The 22,251-nt window shown below is 37.8% G+C and carries 22 protein-coding genes; 13 read left to right on the forward strand and 9 right to left on the reverse strand.

The window, feature by feature from the left end; genetic code table 11:
- The first annotated feature begins 52 nt into the window (after positions 1-52).
- From IGJ03_RS01270 to IGJ03_RS01280, 3 genes are read left to right on the forward strand one after another with little or no spacing between them, the layout of a single operon-like run.
- Positions 53-493 carry a CopY/TcrY family copper transport repressor gene (locus IGJ03_RS01270; RefSeq protein WP_002358353.1) on the forward strand — a complete coding sequence of 147 codons (441 nt, stop codon included), beginning with the start codon at positions 53-55 and terminating at the stop codon, positions 491-493.
- A gap of 15 nt (positions 494-508) precedes the next feature.
- Positions 509-2,995, forward strand: a complete 2,487-nt coding sequence (locus IGJ03_RS01275; protein WP_010777362.1) for a heavy metal translocating P-type ATPase — start codon at positions 509-511, stop codon at positions 2,993-2,995.
- A 21-nt stretch (positions 2,996-3,016) separates the two neighbouring features.
- Complete coding sequence (locus tag IGJ03_RS01280) at positions 3,017-3,223, forward strand: heavy-metal-associated domain-containing protein (protein WP_002355215.1); 207 nt, start codon at positions 3,017-3,019, stop codon at positions 3,221-3,223.
- Between the two features lie 43 nt (positions 3,224-3,266).
- On the opposite strand, the gene IGJ03_RS01285 is transcribed toward IGJ03_RS01280, so the two are convergent.
- Both IGJ03_RS01285 and IGJ03_RS01290 read right to left on the reverse strand, forming a co-directional pair.
- Complete coding sequence (locus IGJ03_RS01285; RefSeq protein WP_002379043.1) at positions 3,267-4,637, reverse strand: PH domain-containing protein; 1,371 nt, start codon at positions 4,635-4,637, stop codon at positions 3,267-3,269.
- Positions 4,637-5,026: a GntR family transcriptional regulator gene (locus IGJ03_RS01290; RefSeq protein WP_002358356.1), complete on the reverse strand. Its 390-nt coding sequence runs from the start codon at positions 5,024-5,026 to the stop codon at positions 4,637-4,639. The genes IGJ03_RS01285 and IGJ03_RS01290 overlap by 1 nt, the downstream gene beginning before the upstream one ends.
- 149 nt (positions 5,027-5,175) lie before the next feature.
- On the opposite strand from IGJ03_RS01290, the gene IGJ03_RS01295 reads away from it, so the two are divergent.
- Positions 5,176-6,504, forward strand: coding sequence for an aminopeptidase C (locus IGJ03_RS01295; protein WP_002358357.1), 1,329 nt, complete (start codon positions 5,176-5,178; stop codon positions 6,502-6,504).
- A gap of 44 nt (positions 6,505-6,548) precedes the next feature.
- Here IGJ03_RS01295 and IGJ03_RS01300 read toward each other — a convergent pair whose 3' ends face one another.
- Together IGJ03_RS01300 and IGJ03_RS01305 are read right to left on the reverse strand one after the other, a co-directional pair.
- Positions 6,549-7,169: a flavin reductase family protein gene (locus IGJ03_RS01300; RefSeq protein WP_002395578.1), complete on the reverse strand. Its 621-nt coding sequence runs from the start codon at positions 7,167-7,169 to the stop codon at positions 6,549-6,551.
- Positions 7,170-7,190: 21 nt separating this feature from the next.
- A complete protein-coding gene (locus IGJ03_RS01305) occupies positions 7,191-8,165 on the reverse strand; it encodes a ring-cleaving dioxygenase (RefSeq protein ID WP_002355221.1) in 975 nt (324 codons plus the stop codon).
- 265 nt (positions 8,166-8,430) lie between these two features.
- Here IGJ03_RS01305 and IGJ03_RS01310 point away from each other — a divergent pair, with 265 nt between their 5' ends.
- A complete protein-coding gene (locus IGJ03_RS01310) occupies positions 8,431-8,787 on the forward strand; it encodes a DMT family transporter (protein ID WP_002386054.1) in 357 nt (118 codons plus the stop codon).
- Positions 8,784-9,095 (forward strand): DMT family transporter, encoded by a 312-nt coding sequence (locus IGJ03_RS01315; RefSeq protein WP_002355223.1) that lies wholly within the window; start codon positions 8,784-8,786, stop codon positions 9,093-9,095. The genes IGJ03_RS01310 and IGJ03_RS01315 overlap by 4 nt, the downstream gene beginning before the upstream one ends.
- Positions 9,096-9,190: 95 nt before the next feature.
- Here the strand turns inward: IGJ03_RS01315 and IGJ03_RS01320 are convergent, their stop codons facing one another.
- Positions 9,191-10,237: a chitinase gene (locus IGJ03_RS01320; protein WP_002364979.1), complete on the reverse strand. Its 1,047-nt coding sequence runs from the start codon at positions 10,235-10,237 to the stop codon at positions 9,191-9,193.
- A 42-nt stretch (positions 10,238-10,279) separates the two neighbouring features.
- Positions 10,280-10,864 (reverse strand): lytic polysaccharide monooxygenase, encoded by a 585-nt coding sequence (locus IGJ03_RS01325; RefSeq protein ID WP_002355225.1) that lies wholly within the window; start codon positions 10,862-10,864, stop codon positions 10,280-10,282.
- Between the two features lie 274 nt (positions 10,865-11,138).
- On the opposite strand from IGJ03_RS01325, the gene IGJ03_RS01330 reads away from it, so the two are divergent.
- Genes IGJ03_RS01330 through IGJ03_RS01340 form a run of 3 tightly spaced genes read left to right on the forward strand, consistent with a single transcriptional unit; the run spans position 11,139 to position 13,310 of the window.
- The gene (locus IGJ03_RS01330; RefSeq protein WP_002355227.1) at positions 11,139-11,873 is read left to right on the forward strand and encodes an acyl-ACP thioesterase domain-containing protein; all 735 of its coding nucleotides are present in this window, start codon (positions 11,139-11,141) and stop codon (positions 11,871-11,873) included.
- Positions 11,874-11,923: 50 nt separating this feature from the next.
- On the forward strand, positions 11,924-12,757 hold the full coding sequence (locus IGJ03_RS01335) for a DUF72 domain-containing protein (RefSeq protein ID WP_375804730.1): 834 nt from the start codon (positions 11,924-11,926) through the stop codon (positions 12,755-12,757).
- A 16-nt stretch (positions 12,758-12,773) separates the two neighbouring features.
- On the forward strand, positions 12,774-13,310 hold the full coding sequence (locus IGJ03_RS01340; RefSeq protein WP_010824364.1) for a cof family protein: 537 nt from the start codon (positions 12,774-12,776) through the stop codon (positions 13,308-13,310).
- Positions 13,311-13,332: 22 nt separating this feature from the next.
- Here IGJ03_RS01340 and IGJ03_RS01345 read toward each other — a convergent pair whose 3' ends face one another.
- Positions 13,333-14,685, reverse strand: a complete 1,353-nt coding sequence (locus IGJ03_RS01345) for an aspartate kinase (protein ID WP_002385384.1) — start codon at positions 14,683-14,685, stop codon at positions 13,333-13,335.
- Positions 14,686-14,871: 186 nt separating this feature from the next.
- Between IGJ03_RS01345 and IGJ03_RS01350 the strand changes: the two genes are divergently transcribed.
- The 3 genes from IGJ03_RS01350 (at position 14,872) to IGJ03_RS01360 (ending at position 18,752) form a co-directional block, all read left to right on the forward strand.
- Positions 14,872-15,558: an HAD family hydrolase gene (locus tag IGJ03_RS01350; RefSeq protein WP_002355232.1), complete on the forward strand. Its 687-nt coding sequence runs from the start codon at positions 14,872-14,874 to the stop codon at positions 15,556-15,558.
- Between the two features lie 185 nt (positions 15,559-15,743).
- Positions 15,744-17,480 (forward strand): septation ring formation regulator EzrA, encoded by a 1,737-nt coding sequence (gene ezrA / locus IGJ03_RS01355; RefSeq protein ID WP_002355233.1) that lies wholly within the window; start codon positions 15,744-15,746, stop codon positions 17,478-17,480.
- A gap of 126 nt (positions 17,481-17,606) precedes the next feature.
- Positions 17,607-18,752 (forward strand): cysteine desulfurase family protein, encoded by a 1,146-nt coding sequence (locus IGJ03_RS01360; protein WP_010777364.1) that lies wholly within the window; start codon positions 17,607-17,609, stop codon positions 18,750-18,752.
- A 52-nt stretch (positions 18,753-18,804) separates the two neighbouring features.
- On the opposite strand, the gene IGJ03_RS01365 is transcribed toward IGJ03_RS01360, so the two are convergent.
- A complete protein-coding gene (locus IGJ03_RS01365; protein ID WP_002355236.1) occupies positions 18,805-19,497 on the reverse strand; it encodes a response regulator transcription factor in 693 nt (230 codons plus the stop codon).
- Positions 19,494-20,837 (reverse strand): sensor histidine kinase, encoded by a 1,344-nt coding sequence (locus tag IGJ03_RS01370; RefSeq protein WP_002385380.1) that lies wholly within the window; start codon positions 20,835-20,837, stop codon positions 19,494-19,496. Before IGJ03_RS01370 ends, IGJ03_RS01365 begins: the two co-directional genes overlap by 4 nt.
- Before the next feature lie 323 nt (positions 20,838-21,160).
- On the opposite strand from IGJ03_RS01370, the gene IGJ03_RS01375 reads away from it, so the two are divergent.
- The gene (locus tag IGJ03_RS01375; protein ID WP_375804731.1) at positions 21,161-22,138 is read left to right on the forward strand and encodes a DUF4822 domain-containing protein; all 978 of its coding nucleotides are present in this window, start codon (positions 21,161-21,163) and stop codon (positions 22,136-22,138) included.
- Positions 22,139-22,251: the final 113 nt, after the last annotated feature.

Here is a 22,251-nt window from a genome sequence, read left to right on the forward strand (position 1 = left end):
AGTCGATAATCTTGAACTCTTTTTTTATTGATGAAGGAGGAATTTAACGAGTATGGCAAAAGATAAATTAGCGACAATTACTGATGCAGAGTGGGAAGTCATGCGGGTTATTTGGACCCAAGGCAAAACCACGAGTCGTGAAGTGCATACACTTTTAAATGAGAAAAAAGAATGGAAATCAACGACCGTCAAGACGTTACTAAGTCGTTTAACAGATAAAGGGTTAGTTGGGACGGAGAAAGCAGGCAATAAATATATTTATTATCCGCTAGTAGAAGAACGTCGGAGCGTTGAAACGGTGGCAGACGAACTTTTAGCCAAGGTGTGCAGCCGTAAAGTTGGTTCCGTGGTAGAAACAATTTTAACAGAGAGTCAGTTGAGTTATGACGATTTGGATCGATTAGAGGAACTCTTGAAAGAGAAGCGCAAGACGGCGGTTGAATCTGTCCCTTGTAACTGTATTCCTGGTCAATGCCAATGTCATTTAATTTAAAAAGGAGTGAAAAAAATGGAAAGTAAAACGTTTGATATTGAAGGGATGAGCTGTGCTTCCTGTGCCCAAACGATTGAAAAGGCTACGGCGAAGTTACCTGGGATGGCAAAGGCAAGTGTCAATTTAGCTACGGAAAAATTAAGTGTCACGTATGATCAGACGGAAGTCACAGAAGAAGAAATTAAGGAAGCTGTGTCAGATGCTGGCTACAAGGCGATTAGCCCAGCCAAGCAACGAACGTTTACGATTGAAGGAATGAGTTGTGCTTCCTGTGCCCAAACGATTGAAAAAGCTGTGAACCAATTATCTGGTGTTCAACAAGCGATTGTTAATTTAGCCACGGAAAAACTGGTGGTTAGTTATGACGACCATCAAGTAACGAGTGCTAAAATTATCAAAGCAGTTACGGATGCAGGTTATCAAGCGACAGAAGAAGTCGCTGCAGGTGCAACAGCGGACCAAGATCGTGAAAAGAAACAAAAACATATTGCTGAGATGTGGCAACGTTTTTGGATCTCAGCGGTGTTTACAGTGCCCCTTCTTTATATTGCGATGGGACATATGGTAGGCTTACCATTGCCGGATTTTTTGAATCCAATGACACATGCGATGACCTTTGCAATGGTTCAATTGATTTTGACTTTACCCGTTCTATATGTCGGCAGAGAATTTTTCACAGTTGGTTTTAAAGCATTGTTTAAAGGGCATCCGAATATGTTTTCTTTGGTGGCTTTAGGAACCAGCGCTGCTTTTGTGTATAGTTTATATGGCACAGTCATGATATTTTTAGGAGACACAAGTTTTACAATGGCTCTTTATTATGAATCAGCGGGTGTTATTTTAACCTTAATTACATTAGGAAAATATTTCGAAGCTGTTTCAAAAGGGAAAACCTCAGATGCGATAAAAAAATTAATGGGTTTAGCGCCGAAAACTGCTCATATTTTACGTGATGGCGCAGAAATTGAAGTGCCAGTTGATGCTGTTCAGTTGGATGACATTGTGATTGTTCGCCCAGGAGATAAAATCCCTGTTGATGGAGTGATTGTTTCAGGCAGTAGTTCTGTGGATGAAGCCATGTTAACGGGCGAAAGTTTGCCTGTTGAAAAGAAAGTCGGTGATGCAGTAATTGGTGCTAGCATCAATAAAAATGGCAGCTTTCAATTCAAGGCGACAAAAGTGGGAAAAGAGACGGCCCTTGCCCAAATCATTCAATTAGTGGAAGATGCGCAAGGCTCAAAAGCGCCGATTGCACAATTAGCTGATAAAATTTCGGGTGTTTTTGTCCCAATCGTCATTGGTTTGGCTGTTCTTTCTGGCTTGGCTTGGTTCTTTTTAGGACAAGAGTCATGGATTTTCGCTTTGACAATTACTATTTCTGTGTTAGTGATTGCTTGTCCTTGTGCGCTCGGCTTGGCAACGCCGACTGCGATTATGGTGGGGACAGGTAAGGGCGCTGAAAATGGCGTTTTAATTAAAAGTGGGGATGCTTTAGAAACCACTCACAAAATTCAAACAATCGTGTTTGATAAAACAGGGACTATTACAGAAGGCAAACCGGTGGTTACAGATATTTTAGTTGCTGATTCAGCACTTTCAGAAGCTGAGTTACTAACATTAGCAGCTTCTGCAGAACAAGGATCAGAACATCCTCTAGGTGAAGCAATTGTGGGAGCGGCTAAAGAACGTCAATTGCCATTAGCAGAAGGAAGCGATTTTTCAGCGATTCCAGGTCACGGCATCCGTGTGACAGTCAACGAACGAGTCCTACTTTTGGGCAATATAAAATTAATGAAAGAAGAAGCAATCGAGCTATCAACGTTTGTTCAACAAGCGGATCGTTTGGCAGAAGAAGGGAAAACCCCAATGTTTGTGGCAAAAGATGGTTCGTTTGCGGGTATCATTGCGGTAGCAGATACTGTGAAGGATAGCAGTCAAACAGCCATTGCACGTTTGCATAAAATGGGGATCGAAGCCGTAATGATTACGGGAGACAACAAGCGTACTGCAGAGGCGATTGCGAAACAAGTAGGTATCGATCGTGTCTTAAGTGAAGTTTTACCAGAAGATAAAGCGTTAGAAGTGAAAAAACTACAAGCAGAAGGCAAAAAAGTTGCGATGGTGGGTGACGGGATTAATGATGCACCAGCACTTGCCCAAGCAGATGTGGGGATTGCTATTGGTTCAGGCACAGATGTTGCAATGGAATCGGCCGACATTGTGCTAATGCGTAGTGATTTAATGGATGTGCCTACAGCAGTTGAATTAAGTAAAGCGACCATCAAAAACATCAAAGAAAATCTTTTCTGGGCATTTGCCTATAATACATTAGGTATTCCAGTGGCTATGGGTGTGTTACACTTATTTGGTGGACCTTTGTTAAGTCCGATGATTGCAGCAGCAGCTATGAGTTTTAGTTCAGTCTCTGTCTTACTAAACGCCTTACGATTGAAAGGATTTAAACCTTCGACGGTGAAAAGAACTAGTGGAAGTCAAAAATAAAATTGAAAAGGATGAAGTGAAATGGAAAAAACAGTAAAAATTGATGGGATGAAATGTGATGGCTGTGTTCAAGCGGTCACTGAAAAATTTAGTGGAATTGACGGCGTAACGAATGTTGCGGTTCACTTGGCAGATCAAACAGCCGTTGTGACAGCAGATCGTGAAGTAAGCCAAGATGAACTGAATACCACGTTGGCAGATACAAAATTCAAGGTTGTCAGCGAATAACAAAAAACAGGGCCTACCATCATGAGTAGGCCCTGTTTTTTTGTTATGGAAGTTTGGCTTTGATTTCCTGATAAATCTTAGTCGTTTCTTGACCATCACGCGCAGTATAATAATAAACTTTCTTCCGCGTTTCTATTTTCAGAATCGGATGACTTTTTGTATAAATTAGTAAATAAGCAGGTTTTCCAGCGACTTTAAATTCTCCTGTTAAGTAACTATCTGTCGCAGCACCCATTGTGCGGATGCGTTCTTGAGGTAAGTCATCAATCAAAGAAACAGCAGTGATTTGGTTAAAAGGAATTGACCTTGTTTTTGCTAATGGGGCAGATAACTCAATTTGTTTATTTTCAATAGTTGCTTGAAAGGCATGACTAGAAAAATCATTTATAAACATCGGCACTGTGGCAAAGAACAGCACCGCAATCGTTAAAATACCAGTAGCGGCTAGAATAATTTTCCCAGCAGGCCGTCCTAGGTTAATAGATAAATTCATACCAATGCGATCAGGAACCATGATTTTGGGGTCCTTTGGATTGATATAAATCCCATACCGCCAATATTGATCATCATCCCCATAGCGATAATCGCCAGCCTGTAAAACGAATTGATCTTGTTTTTTGCGCATTGAAAATAGGTAGTAGAAGAGAAAGCCTACATAAACAAACAAAAGAATAAAATAACAAAAAGTAAGGGCCATCGCAACCGTATAATCAATTACAATTGTGAAAGTTGGTAAAATGGTTAGCGGTGCAAAAACTAAGGCGGATAAAACCATTAAAACAGACCAATGATGCCGAAATAAATCATTAATTTGCTGATTAATTTTTGAGTCACTAGTTAGCGGTTTGACAGGTAAGCGCGCGATAAAATAATAGCCGCCAATGAACAAACTTAACATCAAAACAGTAATTAAGAAAAGAATCCAGGAACCAATCGCCGTTTGCAAGGAATAAAAGCCCCCAGCAAAAGTAAGAATAATCGCAGGTAAAAACCACCAAAATGAAATAAGTTTCTGGTTTTTATTTAAAACTAATTGCGTATCGATTAAGAGAGGACGCTTAGGTAGCAACCAGCCGTTTTGCATTTTTAAAGCGGCCATTTTGCGAATATAAACGATTTGCAGATAGTAGCCACTGCCAATAAAACTAAATAAAAGTAACAGAAAAAGAAACAACAAAATCGAATCATAAGGAATAAATAACAAAGGTAAACTAAGAACACTAAAAACGGCTGCTAGTTGAACCAAGCGTTTTTTATAACGTTTTCGGATTGCTTGAACGCTGGGATCTTGTAGTTTATCTTCTGGTAAAGTGTTTTCCAAAATAATATTTTTGTGAGGATTTGCATAAATCCCCATAGTAAATGCCATAAAAAAAGCGACAGAAACTAGGATGAAATAAAAGAATACCGCCATTATAATGCACGCCCTTTCGAATCAAAATTTTGATAAATTTTCTGAATAAGTGCTTGGATTTCTGCTTCGGATTGCTGATGTAAAAAACTTTCAGCCAACAGAAGTTCTAAACGCTCATGCAATTGCTGTTGCCAAACAGCGGTAGCAGGTAACTTTGCGGCAATTTTGGTGCCGTTACGACGGTCAGTCACAATATAACCTGATTGCTTTAACTTATTATAAGCTTTTGAAACAGTCATCATATTGACCCCGATTTCGTCCGCCAATTGTCGGATAGAAGGCAAACTTTCATTGGGAACCAGTTCACCTTTGGCAATGCCTACAATGATTTGATCAATGAGTTGCTGATAGATGGGCTGTTCGCTTTGTTCATCTATTTCTAAAAGCATCGAATCACTCCTGTCTTATTTGTGTTATCTGTATTATATATCCTAATACAAAAAGAGTTGGAAAGCAAGGAATTTAGAGTAAATGGTTGTTTCTGTTTAAAGAGAAGCATATAATGAAGAAGAACGTAAAATGAAAGGACGATGAAAATATGACAGCAATTGAACCAAAATTAACAGAGAAATTCCATCAAGATTTCTTGAACAATAATAAACAAAATGCCTTACAACGTAGTGTAGTAAAAAATGGTATCAGCGCTTCAGGTGAATCTGTACAAGGAGCCGTGAATAACGTACCCGTCTTTTCAGTCGACTTAGCTACTGGAAAAGTGGCCAATCAAAAACAAAGCGGTCGCTGCTGGATGTTTGCGGCATTAAATACATTTAGACATAGAATGTTAAATGCGTTTCAATTAAAAGATTTTGAATTATCACAAAACTATACATTTTTCTGGGATAAATATGAAAAATCAAACTATTTCTATGAAAATATTATTGCAACAGCCGATCAACCGTTGACTAGTCGTAAAGTGGCCTTTTTATTAGCGACACCACAACAAGATGGTGGGCAATGGGATATGATCGTTTCAATTTTTGATAAATATGGCGTAGTGCCTAAAACGGCAATGCCTGAAAGCAGCAACAGTTCCAATTCACGTGATTTAAACAACTATTTAAATAAAAAATTACGCAAAGATGCAACAATTTTACGTAGTTTAATTGAAAAAGGCGCTTCTGCTGAAGAAGTCCAAAAAAACAAAGAAGCAATGTTACAAGAAATTTATAATTTCTTAGCAATCTCTTTAGGAACACCGCCAGAAACCTTTGATTTTGAATACCGTGACGAAGAAAAAAATTATCATTTGGATCAAAATCTAACACCGCAAACATTCTTTGAAAAATACGTTGGCGTTAATTTACATGATTATGTAAGTATTATTAATGCTCCTACAGAAGATAAACCATTCAACAAAACATACACTGTTGAAATGTTAGGGAATGTTGTCGGCGGCAAAGAAGTTAAATATTTAAATGTAGAAATGGCTGCTTTCAAAAAATTAGCTGCTGCACAATTGGAACAAGGCGAATCTGTTTGGTTTGGTTGTGATGTCGGACAATCTTCAACACGTGACACAGGAATTATGGCATTAGACGTTTACGATATGAACGATCTTTTTGATATTGATTTTACGATGACTAAAGCAGAACGTTTAGACTTTGGTGAAAGCTTAATGACACACGCCATGGTTTTAACAGGTGTTGATATCGTTGATGGTCAAACAACAAAATGGAAAGTGGAAAATAGCTGGGGCGAAAAAGTCGGTGAAAATGGCTTCTTCGTTATGAGCGATGCGTGGATGGACGAGTACACTTATCAAATCGTTGTGCACAAAGATTTATTAACTGATGAACAGAAAAAAGCTTGGGAACAAGCGCCAACTGTTTTGGCACCTTGGGATCCAATGGGCGCATTAGCATAAAACAGAAAAAGAAGGCCCCCGCCGTCATGGCGGGGGCCTTCTTTTTACGTTGGGCGGCGAACTTCACGGATTTCGCCCAATGTTGTATAATCATTGCCTGCTAAACGAGCAATCGGTTGGAGTTTTTCAGGTAAAATGTACTGATGTTCTTCATCGAAAACGGCTGAATCAAAATAGAAATCGGTAATTTCTACAATGAATAAATCCGTAATAATTTGACCTTCATGGTTAGCAATAGGTACATATTGATGTAAGCGAGCTTCCATCCGAATCGGCGCGGCTTTGATTGCTGGAACAGCAACAGTCTGGCTGGCAATGGTTTCAATCCCAAATGTGTCAATTTCACTGATCTCTGCTGCTAAAGGTGCCGAAGTCTGATTCATTTGAGTAAGAACGTCTTCGTTAACGAAATGGATGACAAGTTCTTTAGTAGCCAAGATGTTTCGTGCCGTATCTTTAGGCTCTTTGTCTGGTCGTAAAATGGACAACGTTGCTAAAGGAATTTCAGCTGCCGCCGCATTAAAGAAACTAAAGGGAGCAGCGTTGACGACACCTGTAGCTGTATCTTGTGTTGTAACCCAAGCGATTGGCCGAGGAATAATACTTCCTGATAAAAATTTATACGCTGTTTTTGCAGATAACTCGTTACTATTGTAATGAATCATAGGAACCTCCTAGAAAAAATACTAATTTCGTTGAACATTCGCATCTGAAGTATCGAAAGGACGCACAAATTCTTCAATCCCTGCCCGTTTTGGTTCTAAAAATGGCGGTAATGATAATTTTTCGCCAGCGTGTTCATAGGTTTCATCCTCTAAAAATCCAGGACCATCGGTTGCCAGTTCAAATAAAACATGTGTTGCTGCCAAGAAATATTCAGATTTAAAGTAAAAACGTTCCACAAAGCCAGAATTAGGAAATTCCAAACGATTAATTTTTTCAATCCAGAAACGTAGTGCTTCCTCATCGGCAACGCGCAAGGCTAAGTGATGGACATTGCCGTAGCCTTCTTGAGCCGCTGGCAAATCTTCTCGATGCTCTACGATGATGCTGGCGCCATTCCCACCTTCACCAACTTCAAATAAATGGAAACTACCTTCAGCATCAATCAATTTGAATCCTAAAACTTCAGTTAAAACTAGTTGCAGATGTTCGTAATTTTCGACAGTTACAAAGGCTGGACCTAAGCCGATTAAAGCATGTTCACTAGGAACGTTAGATTTTTTCCAAGGCGTGCCGGCTGCGACACCTTGGTTCTTTTCATCAGAAATAAGTTGGTAACGTTGATTGTCAAAGTCTTCAAATTCTAAATACTTTTTACCAAAACGTTCTTGAATTTCTCCATGATCAATTGCATATTCATTAAAGCGTGATACCCAGTAATCCAAAGCAGCATCATCTTTTACACGGAAGGAAGTACGAGAAATTGTATTGGTTCCTTTGGTTCCTTTAGGTAAGCCTGGAAAGTCAAAGAAAGTCATATCTGTTCCGGGAGAGCCGGCATCATCAGCAAAAAATAAATGATATGTTTCAATATCGTCTTGGTTGACAGTCTTCTTAATTAAACGTAGACCTAAAATATCGGTGAAAAAGTGATAAATTTTTTCAGCACTTGAAGTCATGGCAGTGACGTGGTGTAAACCTAAAATTTGTGTATTCATAATAAAAATCCTCCTAAAAGAAAAATAATTTTTTAATTAATTAACTTACTAAAAGTAAGTTTAAATGATTAGTCCTAAAAATGCAAAAGAAATGTCTCGAATTCGAACTATTATTTTTTAGTTGATTTTTTAAAAAAATAAGAATATAATAGCCTGAGATATTTTAATACATAAACTTTCGTAAACATCGCCGGATGCTTGCGACTAAAGTGTTAATGAACAGTTCTTAGGCCATAGCTGAACTGTTTGTTGGCACTTTTTTTGTTTGGAAGGGAAGGAAAACAAGATGAGTAAAGCTTGGTTAAAAGTTATTTTTGGCGCTTTTTGTGAAGTGATTTGGGTCATTGGTATGAAGCATAGTACAACATGGTGGGAGATTTTAGGGACAGTAATCGCAATCTTTATCAGTTTTTATGCGCTGATTAAAGCAGGAGAGGAATTGCCAGTTGGCACAGCCTATGCTGTATTTGTCGGCTTAGGTAGTGCTGGAACTATTGTGACAGATCATTTTTTATTCCACACACCATTGGGCATAGGAAAAGTTCTTTTTCTGTTGCTGTTATTAATAGGTGTAATTGGCTTAAAAATGGTAACTGGAAATAAAGAGGAGGAAACAAGATGAGTTGGTTATACTTAGTTATTGCAGGCTGTTTTGAAATCTTTGGCGTAGGTTCAATTAAATTATTTACAACAAAAAAAGACTTACGTTCATTGTTAATTTTAATTCTAGCGTTTAGTGGTAGTTTCTTATTTTTATATTTAGGGATGAGACAATTACCGATGGGCGTTTCTTATGCAGTTTGGACAGGAATTGGTACAGCAGGAGGCGCTATTTTAGGAATGCTCTTAGGTGAATCAAAAGACCTACGACGGATATTTTTTATTTTTTTAATCATTGTTTCTGTGATTGGTTTAAAATTAATTGGTTAGAAGGCGAGAGAACATTGTTTGGATTATTGAAAGACAGGTGAGTAAAATTTAAAAAGAGACAGAACCAAATGCGGTGTTCTGTCTCAAAATAGCTTTTATTTTACAAGGTTACTATAACGTGTCGCAAATTCATTGTTGTAGGACTTGCCGTTGACATCTTGACCAACGTCCCAATTTGCAGACCAAGTCATTAAGCCACGGATAGGATTACCGTCTTTTGCTAACTGATCAAAAGTTTTGGCTACAGGGGTAGCCTCAACGACATAGCCGCTACCAGCAGCATCCCGATTTGCTGGTAAACCAAGGACTAATTTATCGTTTGGTATCTGTAGATAGCCGCGCGTGCCATGGATTAATGAATCAGACATATAATAGAGGAACTCGTATTTTAGAGCATCGTTGCTTTGAGCAACCCAAGTCATAATTTCATCAACCCAGACACCGTCGCCGCCTTGGTTATATAATTGTGGGGCAATGTAATCATAATAACCATTTAGGGAAGTAATGTATGTTTCATAAGCGGCACCAGGTTTTAAATAAGGGAATTCTGGCGCCATCGTAATGATGAAATTTTTTCCTTGTGCTCGATAATGGTCTTTGACTATTTTCAATGCAGCAGGGATGACGGTTTGGTTGTCGCCAGCAGTAATCGCCAATTGCTCTAAGTCGATGTCTAAACCATCAAAGCCGTATGTTTCCACTTGACGAATGATTTCATTCGCAAAGGCTTGTTCATCGCCTTTGACTAATTGGATATGTGCATCTGCTCCACCAAGTGCCAATAAAACTGCGCGACCTTGACTATTTAATTGTGCGACTTCTTGTCGGAAGGCAGTGTCCGTTTGGTTATAAGGCTTGAACGTAGGAATCCGTGTTGTACCATCGCTTTTCATGAAGGAAACCGGTACGACATTGTAGGCTTGATTTACTTCTGAAAGGTTCAGCGATGCTGATGTTCCTTGTTTGTAACCATCGCGTCCTTTTGAGGCCCAGTTATGCCAATATCCAACCAACACTTTTTTGCCAGAGATATCTACCATCGTATCCGCAGCATCTGCAGAAGCTTGAGTAGGCGTTAACCACAAGCCAACTGCAACGGTTGAAAGAAGGAGAAAAGCAGGAATTATTTTTTTTAGCTTCATTTTTTGAGAACTCCTTTAATGTAGTTTAAGATGTGAGTATTTTTACTGAATGTTCACATCAATCGCTTGGTAAAAGGCGTTCACCGTATCACCAATGCCCCAGACAGCGTAAATGACATGATAACCTTTGCGGTCTGTCGGAATATTAATTGTTTGTTTAACAACTTTATTAGGAACTTCTTGTTTACCGTCAATTGAAGCAATTTTGTCGAAGTTTTTAATGTCTAATGGTTGATTGGGATTCCAGCCATTTTTAGTAATATAGTAATCCCAAGAAGCAGTTCTATGTTGGGCAGTTAAGTTCCAAGTGATGTCAAGGGGACCTGTTGTAATGTTTGTTTTGTGCCAACGAGTAGCTGTTTGTTCATCCAAAGGTTCAAAACCTGAGACACCTGCACTGGCTAATTTACCAGTAATAAACGTATTTTTTGGCGCTTCGATACTTTGAGGTTCCCATTGTGCACGACCAACATTTGTATTTAAGTTACCACCAGCAGAACTACCAAAGAAAGCACGACTTCCAGGACTTGCTACGTAACCATGAGCCTCCGAAACAGTAGGGGCCAATGCAGCGCCACCTAAAACAAAACTAAAAGCCAGGACGATTGTTAATAAACTCTTTTTCACGAAAAAAACCTCCTAAAAAATTATTTTGTATGCGCTTACAGATAGGAATATAACATAATAATCTTTCGGATACAAATAATAAGAAATGTTATTTTTAAAAATAAAACAATATTTTTTAAGTAATATTAAGAATGTTTTTAAATAATATAAATAATAGTGTTTTTCAAAGTTTTGTTAATTTTTCATTCGGAATCGCAATTGAAGAAATCACGTGGTATACTTTTAAGAAGAAACAATGACACGAAAGTAGCCATTGGAAAAAGGAGATTATTTCGTGGGAAAAAAACATACATCCTCTTATGAAGTTGCCTACTATGACGGCGATTTTACTGGTGCAATGAAGATACCGGCTTTGTTAGCGGTTGTCATTAAAGTATCAGAAGAACAAACAGAATTACTAGGAAGAGATGCGGCTTATGTCGCTCAATTTGGTCTAGGCTGGGTCATCACCAATTATGAAATAGAGATTCACCGCTTACCAAAAGTTGGTGAAAAAGTAGCAATTACAACGCAAGCTATGAGTTATAACAAATATTTTTGTTATCGTAACTTTTGGGTTCATGATGAAGAAGGCAATGAATGTGTCTTTGTGAAATCAACCTTTGTCTTAATGGATCAAAAAAATCGGAAAATCAGTAGTGTGCTACCAGAAATTATTGCACCTTTTGATTCTGAAAAAATCACTAAAATTTATCGCCATGAAAAAATTGAAAAGGTCACAGAGGGGAACTTTTTACCTTATCGTGTGCGTTTTTTTGATATTGATGGCAATCAACATGTTAATAATGCGATTTACTTTAATTGGTTATTGGATGTGTTAGGTTATGACTTTTTAACAACGCATCAACCGAAAAAAATTCTTGTGAAATTTGATAAAGAAGTAGAATATGGCCAAGAAGTCGAAAGTCATTACGAAATTGTCGAACAAGAAAATCAGTTGAAAACGCGCCATGAGATTCGGATTGATGGTCAAACCTATTGTGAAGCGAATATCGATTGGACCAACTAAGTTGAGATGACGGTTTAGAAAAATAAAAAGTTACGCAGAGGAGGAAGGACATGATTCGCTTAGGATTAACATCTTTTAGTGAACACGACTATTTAACTGGAAAAAAACGGGCCACGCTTTATGAATATGCCAGTCATTTACCGCTAGTTGAAATGGACACGGCGTATTACGGGATTCCTCCCAAAGAACGAGTAGCTGAATGGGTCAAAGCAGTTCCCGAAAACTTTCGCTTTGTCATAAAAGTTTATAGTGGAATCAGTTGTCAAGGTGAGTGGCAGACCTATTATGCAAGTGAAGAAGAAATGATCACCGCTTTTTTAGAAAGTATGGCCCCATTAATTGAAAGTAAAAAATTATTTGCCTTTCTGGTACAATTTTCAGGAACATTTGGTTGTACGAAAGAAAATGTCGCTTACTTGCAAAAAATTCGTCACTGGTTTAAAGACCTACCTATCGCCATTGAATTACGAAATAATTCATGGTATCAACCAAACTTTGTAAAACAAATGTTGCAATTTATGAAAGAAAATCAATTTTCACTTGTGATTGTAGATGAACCGCAGATTCCTACGAATCCAGTGCCCTTTTATCCGTATGTAACGAATCCTAATCTCGTGCTCTTCCGGTTTCACGGACGTAATGCGGCTGGCTGGTTAGCCAATGATGCAGAGTGGCGTAAAAAAAGAACCCTCTATCATTATAATACGCAGGAAATCGCTGATTTAAGCGAAGCTGTTTTAAAAATGTCGCAAGAAGCTAAAGAAGTGGGCGTAATTTTTAATAATAATTCTGGCGGCGATGCCGCAGAAAACGCTCTACAGATGCAAAAAGTCTTGAATTTGAGTTACGATGATTTGAATCCAAAACAATTAGATTTATTTTGAGAAAGAAGGTAGCTGAATGTCTGAAAAGCAATCCCCTTATGAAATGGCTTGTGCCTTCCACGAGGTTTTTAATCCACAACAACCAGAGCAACCAACTGCTTTTTCGCCAGAGCTAGCCAGTCGACGAGCAGAGTTTAAAGTCGAAGAACTTGTGGAATTTTTATATAGTGCTGCTAATAATGATCAAGTGCTTTTTCAACAATTGGTCAACGGATTAAAAAAATCTGTCGATAAAGCAGAGCAGAAAGTCTTGGCGAAAGGCAAATCAGTATCTGATCCTTTAGTGGAGGAAGTGGATGCACTAGTTGATTTATTGTATTTTACTTATGGTTCGTTTTGCTTAATGGGCGTCAATCCAACAAAAATTATTGAAATCGTTCATCAAGCCAATATGGGGAAATTATTTCCAGATGGGCAGCCACATTATGATCCGGAAACAAATAAAGTATTAAAACCTGAAAATTGGGAACAAGATTTTGCGCCAGAAGCTAAAATTAAAGCGGAAATTCAACGCCAATTGAAAATTACTGAAACCAATGAAAAAGACGAATGAGAAAACTCATTCGTCTTTTTCATTAATCATGGAAGAACGTCCGATATAAGGCTTTGATGGCTTTTTCCTCTTGTTCTTTTTTGATACCAAACATAATACTTACTTCCGAAGATCCTTGGTTAATCATTTCTAAGTTGATTTTTTCTTTGGCTAACGCCATTGTACTTTCAGCAGTAACCCCAATTCGTTGGCGCATGCCTTCCCCGACAATCATAATCATAGAAAGGTGATGCGTGATGCGTAACTCATCAGGCGCTAAAACTTCTTGGAGTTGAGCCATCAGTCGATTTTCAATTTCAGTTGTTAACTGGTCTTCTCTTAAAACAATCGTGATGTCATCAATTCCTGAGGGCATATGCTCATAGCTTAAGGCTAATTTTTCTAGTACTTCTAAAAGCCGTCGCCCAAAACCTAACTCTCTATTCATTAAATACTTACTAATGTAAATACTTGCGAACCCTTGATCACTAGCAATTCCTACAACAGGGGCATGCTTCACTTTGCGAGAGGTGGTAATTAGGGTGCCAGGATGATGTGGGTTGTTGGTATTTTTGATAACGACTGGAATATTTGCGCGATAGGCAGGCATTAAGGCTTCGTCGTGGAGGACGGCAAATCCTGCATAAGCTAACTCCCGCATTTCTCTATAGGTCAATTCTTGAATCGTTTGAGGCTGTTCAATAATTCCAGGATGGGCGACATAAATTCCGTCCACATCGGTAAAGTTTTCATACAAATCTGCTTGAACACCTGCGGCAACAATGGACCCTGTGATATCGGAACCGCCACGAGAAAAAGTACAAATTTCGCCGGCTTCTGTATAACCAAAGAAACCTGGAATAACCAAGATTTGTTGAGTCTCACGATAGGCACTAATTTTCTCTAAAGCTTTTGGTAAAATGCGGGCATTGCCTGGCTCAGGTGTCACTAGGAGACCTAATTCTTTTGGACTAATGTAGCGAGCATCTAAGCCATTCTGATTGAAAAAACTGGCAACAACTTTTGCATTATTGTCCTCGCCGCTAGCTAAAAAATAGTCAAATAAAAAAGCATTGTTTTCTTTTGGTAAAGTGGCTAATTGGCGAATCGAAATAGCAATATCAGCTAAAACTGCTTTATCCAAGTGTAATTCATCAAAAAGATCTTCATAACGACGAATGATGGCAGAGATTGTCGATTCAATTTCCTCATTATTTAAGTAGCGCTGATAGTATTGAATCAATAAATCAGTCACTTTAATATCTTGCGGGGTTCGCTTTCCAGGAGCGGATACAACGACAAACGTTCGGCGCGGCTCTTCCTTGACGATTTGTAAGACTTTCTGTAACTGTGGTGCTGATGCTAGCGAGCTACCGCCGAATTTAACTACGTTCACGTTTATCACTCCTGTTTTTAATTATTTTCTCATTTGTAGATTAGTAAAAGGATACCGAAAAACATTTAGAAAAGCAACCACTTATTTTCAGAAAGTTAGGAAATCATGAAAATATTTGTTCTTCATTTTTCCTTAAAATTTTGTTAAACTGTAAAGATATGAGTCGTAACGAAGGAGTTAAATAGTATGACAGAATCCAAAACTGCCATTATTTTTGATATGGACGGTGTCCTAGTAGATAGCGAAGCTTATTATTATGAGCGACGTAAAGCATTTTTAGCGGAATTTGATTTGACCATTGAGGGCCTAACCTTGCCGGAATTAGTCGGTGCGGATATGCGTTCATTATGGCAAAAGATTGAACAAGTCAACAAAAAAGAGCTAGATATTGCTTTTTTAAATGAACAATACATAGCCTATAAAAAAGCGCATCCGATAGATTATTTAGCTGTGCTTGATGAAAATGCGAAACGTGTTTTACAATTTTTAAAAAGACAAGGCTATAAAATCGGATTAGCTTCTTCTTCCACAAAAGACGCAATTGAAGAGGTTTTGACAGTGGGGCAATTAAGTAGTTATTTTGATGCGGTCGTGAGTGGGGAAGATTTCGAAGAAAGTAAACCGGCGCCGGATATTTATCTGCACACGTTACAAGAATTAGCTGTTGCGCCACAGGAATGTATAGCCATTGAAGATTCAGAAAAAGGCATTGCCTCTGCCAAAGAAGCTGGGCTAGAAGTTTGGGCGATGCGCGATGAACACTTTGGGATGGATCAAAGTCAAGCGGATGCCTTCTTAACACAACTAAGTGATATTTGTAAAAAAATTAGTGAAAATCGGATCGATGAAAGCAGTGAATCAACCCCTTCGTAAGAAGATCGCGGGTTTTCTTAAAAAAGTTTGTTATAACTAGTGAATGAATATACAGTTTGTGCTATAATTTTCTATAGGTATTTCTGCAAGAATGCCCTTTTTCAAGGGTCAGGAACAATAGATAACCGTGTGAAGAGAACAAACAACCTTTCTTTTATTATAGAAAAATTATCGGAGGAGCCAAAATGAAGAATAATTGGATTATCATTTTAGTACTAGTAATCGTTATTATTGCTGCGGTGCTATACTTAATTGGTTATTTTATGCGCAAAAAAAATCAAGAACAATTAGATGAATTAGAAGTTCGTAAAGAAGCCCTGTTTGACTTGCCAGTCTTTGAAGAAATCGATGACATTAAAAAAATGCATCTAGTTGGACAGAGTCAAAATAGTTTCCGTGAATGGAATCAACGCTGGGTAGAACTATCGACGCGTTCTTTCGCCGAACTAGAGAGTCAAATTTATGAAGTCGAAAATCAAAATGAAATTTTCCGTTTCATGAAAGCGAAGAAAGCAGTCGTGGAAGCGAATGAAACGATGACCGAAATGGAAGCCGAAGTGGAAGTCATTCGTAATGGCTTGAAAGAATTACGTGAAAGTGAAGAGCGCAATTCATTAGAAGTTCAAAAAGCTTTGGATGTCTATGAAGAATTAAGTAAATCACTAAAAGATGATAAAGCTAGCTTTGGTCCAGCTTACTCCGAAATCCAAAAACAATTAAGAAACGTCGAAATTGAATTCACACAATTTGTCACACTAAATACATCGGGGGACCCAATTGAGGCTCGAGAAGTCCTAGAAGATGCGGAACGTCATACGTATGAATTGGAAGACTTAATGAAACGGATTCCACCAATGTATGAAGAATTAAATGAAACTTTCCCAGATCAATTAAAAGAAATCGAAGAAGGCTACAACCAATTATTAGCTGACGATTATGTGTTCCCTGAACAAAACTTTGCTGAAGAAATTCAACATGCGAAAAAACGTGTCGAGAATTCAATGGCTGATTTAGAGAAAACAGAGATTGCTGCAGTAGAGGTCGCAAATCGCGACACAGCAACGGCGATTGATGCATTATATGAAGTGATGGAACGTGAAATTGAAGCGAAGAAATATGTCGTGACCAATCAAAAAATTATTGACGATTATATTTCTCATTCCTTAAAAAATAACCGTCAATTAATGATTGAATTGGACCATGTATCACAAAGCTACACCTTAAACAACAACGAGCTAGGACGTAGTCGTGGCTTCCAAACGGAAATTGAAGAAATTATCCGCCGTCAAAAAGACTTGGAACCTCGAATGAAAGAACATACCGTTCCTTACTCTGAAATTCAAGCGTTCTATAAAGAATGCTATAAGATTTTAGATGATATTGAAAATCAACAATTAGAAATCGATGCTTCATTGAAAGAACTAAGAAAAGGCGAAAAAGTCGCCCAAGAAAAAGTCGACGAATACGAATTCCGTTTACGGAGTATCAAACGATATGTTGAAAAGCAACGATTACCAGGTTTGTCTGCTGATTACTTAGAATTTTTCTATGTGGCAACGGATCGAATTGAAGATTTAAGCCGAGCCTTAAATAAAATGCGCATTAACATGGATGAAATCAATCGTTTGTGTGACTTATGCGAAGATGATTTAGAGTTATTAGATAAGAAAACAAAAGATTTAGTCAATGCAGCAGCTCTGACAGAACAAATGATGCAATATGCAAACCGCTATCGTCATACTCACGAGAACATCCGAGCGGCTTTAGATAAAAGCATGTATTTATTCTCGACAGAATTCCGTTATCAAGATGCATTAGATGAAATTGGAACGGCATTGGAAGCTGTTGAGCCAGGAGCGTTCAAACGAATCGAAGATTTTTATTTTAAAAATATCAATAACCCTAATTTAACAGCAATTTAATTAAACAATCACTAAACAGAGGTTTGTCGACAGACAAGCCTCTGTTTTTTATGGCGTGGGGGTGACTTGAAGTGATACTTTAGAAAGTATATAATGGGAAAGAATTTTAAAAAAGAAGGGTGACAAATGATTTATTTTGATAATAGTGCAACTACACCGATTTACTCCCAGGCTTTAGATACATATGTAAAAACCAGTCAGCGGATTATTGGCAATCCGTCTAGCCTACATGACTTAGGCAGCCAAGCGAATCGGCTCTTACAACAAGCACGGAAGCAGATTGCGGAGCTAATCGATGTTTCAGCAAATGAAATCTATTTTACAAGTGGCGGAACTGAAGGAGATAACTGGGTTTTAAAAGGAACGGCAATCGAAAAACGAGAATTTGGTAATCATATTATTATTTCTGCAGTGGAACATCCAGCAGTTACAGAAACAGCGGAACAATTAGTCGAACTAGGTTTTGAACTTTCTTATGCGCCAGTGGATAAAGAAGGTCGTGTAAAAGTCGAGGAATTACAGAAATTAATTAGAAAAGAAACGATTTTGGTTTCTGTTATGGCAGTGAACAATGAAGTGGGAACGATTCAACCAATTAAAGAAATCAGCGAGGTTTTAGCGGAGTTTCCTAAAATTCATTTTCATGTAGACGCGGTTCAAGCAATTGGGAAAGTTAATTACTCAGAGTGGTTAACGGATCGGGTGGATTTTGCAACGTTTTCTGCACATAAATTTCATGGACCACGAGGCATTGGTTTTATGTATTGGAAACAAGGAAAACGTTTAGCGCCGCTTTTAACAGGAGGCGGGCAAGAAAACAACCAACGCAGTGGGACAGAAAACGTACCAGCAATTGTGGCAATGGCCAAAGCGTTACGCTTGCATTTAGAGAACGAACAACAACGGCCGCAACATGTGGCGACATTACGGAGTTATTTATTAAAGGCGCTAGAAGAATTTCAAAATGTGACTGTTTTTTCACAAGATAATGAACATTTTGCGCCACACATTTTATGTTTTGCTTTGAAAGGGATTCGCGGCGAAGTGCTAGTCCATGCATTGGAAGAAAAACAGATTTATATTTCGACTACGAGTGCTTGTTCTAGCCGAAAAAAAATGGCTAGTAGCACCTTGTATGCCATGCATGTGCCTGGGGAATTGGCGACTTCCGCTGTGCGCATTAGTTTAGATGAAAGCAATACAATGGCAGAAATTGAACAGTTTATGATTGTTTTCAACCAACTTTATCAAAAATTTTCTCGTGTAAATTAATAAAAAAATAAGTCGGAGCCTAGAAATAGGCTCCGACTTATTTTTGCTCTCTTTATCGATTGAAGCGGTAGCCACTTCCCCAGAGTGTTTCAATTGGAGAGTCAGAAAGATTGGCTTTTTTTAATTTTTCCCGAATCCGTTTAATGTGAACAACGACAGTCGAAACCTCAGTATCTAAGGCATCAAACCCCCAGACACTTTCAAAAAGTTCTTCTTTATTCCACACACGGTTAGGATGTTCCATCAAGAAAACCAACAATTTGTATTCTTTGCTTGTAAAAATAACTTCATTTTCTAAAACAAACACTTTGTGGGCGGCAGTGTCGACAGCGATTTCATTGATTTTTAGTAATTGTGGTGGTTGTTCTGCTTTGCTTAACAATTGATAACGGTTCATATGGGCTTTTGCTCGAGCGACTAATTCATTGGGACTAAACGGCTTGATTATATAATCATCCGCACCTAAGCCAAGCCCACGAATTTTATCAATATCTTCTTTTTTAGCCGAAACAATCATGATCGGCGTTTGCTTTTTTTTCCGAATTGCACGACAGATTTCAAAACCATCCATAGTTGGCAGCATCACATCTAAAATAATTAAATCAAAGGGCTCATTTAAAGCTGCTTCCAATCCTTTTTTTCCATCATGTTCAATTGTGACAGTCATATCGTTAATTTCTAAATAATCTTTTTGCAAATCAGCAATGCTTGGATCATCTTCAATAATTAATACATGTGGTTTCATTTTTCATCCTCCAACAACGGCAGCGTAATTATCACGTTGGTGCCGTCTCCTTTTTTACTTGTGACAGTGATTGTTCCCTGATGATAGTCAATAATTTGTTTGACAATACTTAATCCCAAGCCGCTTCCTTTAACTGTTGGGGTTCGAGATTTGTCTACACGATAGAAGCGTTCGAATAAATAAGGTAATTCTTTTTTATCGATACCAATGCCGTTATCTGTAATGGTTAAAACTAAGTCTGTTTGATTATGCGTTAAAGAAATCGTAAAGGCTAGTTGCTCTTTAGTGGGATCCGCAAATTTAATGCTATTTTGAATTAGATTGGTAATCACGCGATTCATCTGCGTGGGATCCATTTGAACGTATAAAGCTTCGGTGGGAAGTACAGAAGTAATCACGAGTTCTTGTTCCAAACGGTATTCTTCAAGAATATGTGCAATAAAACGAGTGAAATTGGTCTTTTCCATTGTAAAGACAGCACGGTCTAGGTCTAATTTAGAATACAAAAATAATTCTTCAATTAAATCATTGAGGCCTAAACTTTTTTCATGAATGACCGTTAAATAGCGCTGTTTTTTTTCTTCAGTATTGGCAACGCCATCCATCAAACCTTCAACGTAACCAATAATAGAAGTAATTGGTGTTTTTAAGTCATGAGAAATATTTGCAATTAATTCTTTCCGATTAGCTTCATATTTTTCGCGTTCCGCATTGGCTTCTTCTAAATCTTGCCACATTTGTTCAAAACTAAGTTGGAGCTGTTTGACTTCTGTTGAGACGGTTTGGTGGCTAGTTGGTGTAAATGGATTTTCTTTTTGGGCATCCTTACCCAATGTTTTAGTCGCTTTTTCTAATGCTTCTAATGGCTCGATAGTGGTTTTGGTTAAGCGCTTATTAATGAGCCAAGCTGCCGCAATTGCTACAAGGATAATTAACAAAATCATCCAGATAATCCAGCGTGTGAAGAATTCAAAAAGGCTGCTTTCGCGTTTCAAGACAATAAAGCTCCCGTTAGAACCATCTAAATAATGAAAATCGGATTTGACATAATGATATAGACGCCCTGCATTATCCAGTGTGCCAGTTGGCATAATATTATTCATTTCGTAGTTTGGAATATGTACAGACAAAGATTTTTCTACTAAATTATCCGAATAATAAGGAAACCGTGCATTCTTTCGAATAATCACACTTAATCCTTTTGCTTCAATTGTTTGAATCGTTTCCTTTAATTCTTTACTCAAAGGTGTATCTAGTAATTTCGGTGACTTTTTTAGCAGTTGATCTAAGGCCAAATAACTTTCTTCTTCGTTAGCGGTCAATGGTCGTTGCTTATTCATCATTCGGTAAGCTTGGGGCAAACTGGGGACAGTTCCTAATGTGATGTAAGAAGCTAAGGATAAAACAGCTAAAACAGAGGCTAAAGTAATAATGATGGCACTAATATAAGAAATAAAAAAGCGGCGTTTAATGGTCAAAAGCGTCCCTCCTAGTGGTTTTAATCTATTTCTTACTTATAGTGTATTACAAGTGAACAAAAAAAAGCTAGTATTGTTATTAACTTTTTTTCATTTGTTTATAATTTGTTCATTTTTCGGCAAGTAGGAGTTTATAAGGCTTTGCTATTCTAAATATATCAAAAAGAAAAAGGGGATTACCAACCATGAAAAAGAAAAAAGTTTTTAGTGCGCTTACCTTATTAACCTTTAGTACGTTGTTGATTGCAGGCTGTGCTGGCGGAGCCAACTCTGCAACAGATAAATCAAGTGCAGCTAGCTCAAGCACTGAAGTCTCTAGTTCAGCAGAAGCAGCTAAAGAGCAATCAAAAGGACAAGAATTAACAGAAATTTTATCCAGTACTGATTGGCAAGGCACAAAAGTTTACGACAAAAATAATAATGATTTAACAGCAGAAAATGCTAATTTTATTGGTTTAGCAAAATATGATGGTGAAACAGGTTTTTATGAATTTTTCGACAAAGAAACAGGTGAAACCCGTGGCGATGAAGGCACATTCTTTGTGACAGACGATGGCGAAAAGCGTATCTTAATTTCGGATACACAAAACTATCAAGCGGTGGTCGATTTAACGGAAGTGACGAAAGATAAATTTACCTATAAGCGAATGGGTAAAGATAAAGACGGGAAAGATGTAGAAGTCTTTGTAGAACATATCCCTTATTCTGACGAGAAATTAACCTTTACGAATGGCCGTAAAGATTTAGAAACAGAAACTGGCAAGATTGTTACCAGTGAACCTGGGGATGACATTTTAGGGGCTACATTATGGAATGGCACGAAAGTTTTAGATGAAGACGGTAACGATGTTACTGAAGCAAATAAAATGTTTATTAGTTTAGCGAAATTTGATAATAAAACAAGTAAATATGAATTCTTTGATTTAGAAACGGGTAAAACACGTGGAGATTTTGGTTACTTCCAAGTAATTGATAATAACAAAATCCGGGCCCACGTTTCAATTGGTGACAATAAATATGGAGCTGCGTTAGAATTAACAGAATTAAATGATAAACGTTTTACGTATACACGAATGGGTAAAGACAACAACGGCAAAGAAATTAAAGTCTTTGTAGAACATGAACCATATGAAGGAGATTTTACGCCAGACTTCACGTTCTAATTAGTCAATCACGAGTGGATGAAGCGGTCAAAAGGAAGTAAAGGATTCTTTTGACCGCTTCATTTTTAACAAAAAAATAGTTTATAGTTGTTTTTAATCGTTTATAAATTGTT

This window comes from Enterococcus sp. DIV1315a (genome assembly GCF_051712325.1).
GTDB classification, from domain to species: domain Bacteria; phylum Bacillota; class Bacilli; order Lactobacillales; family Enterococcaceae; genus Enterococcus; species Enterococcus faecalis.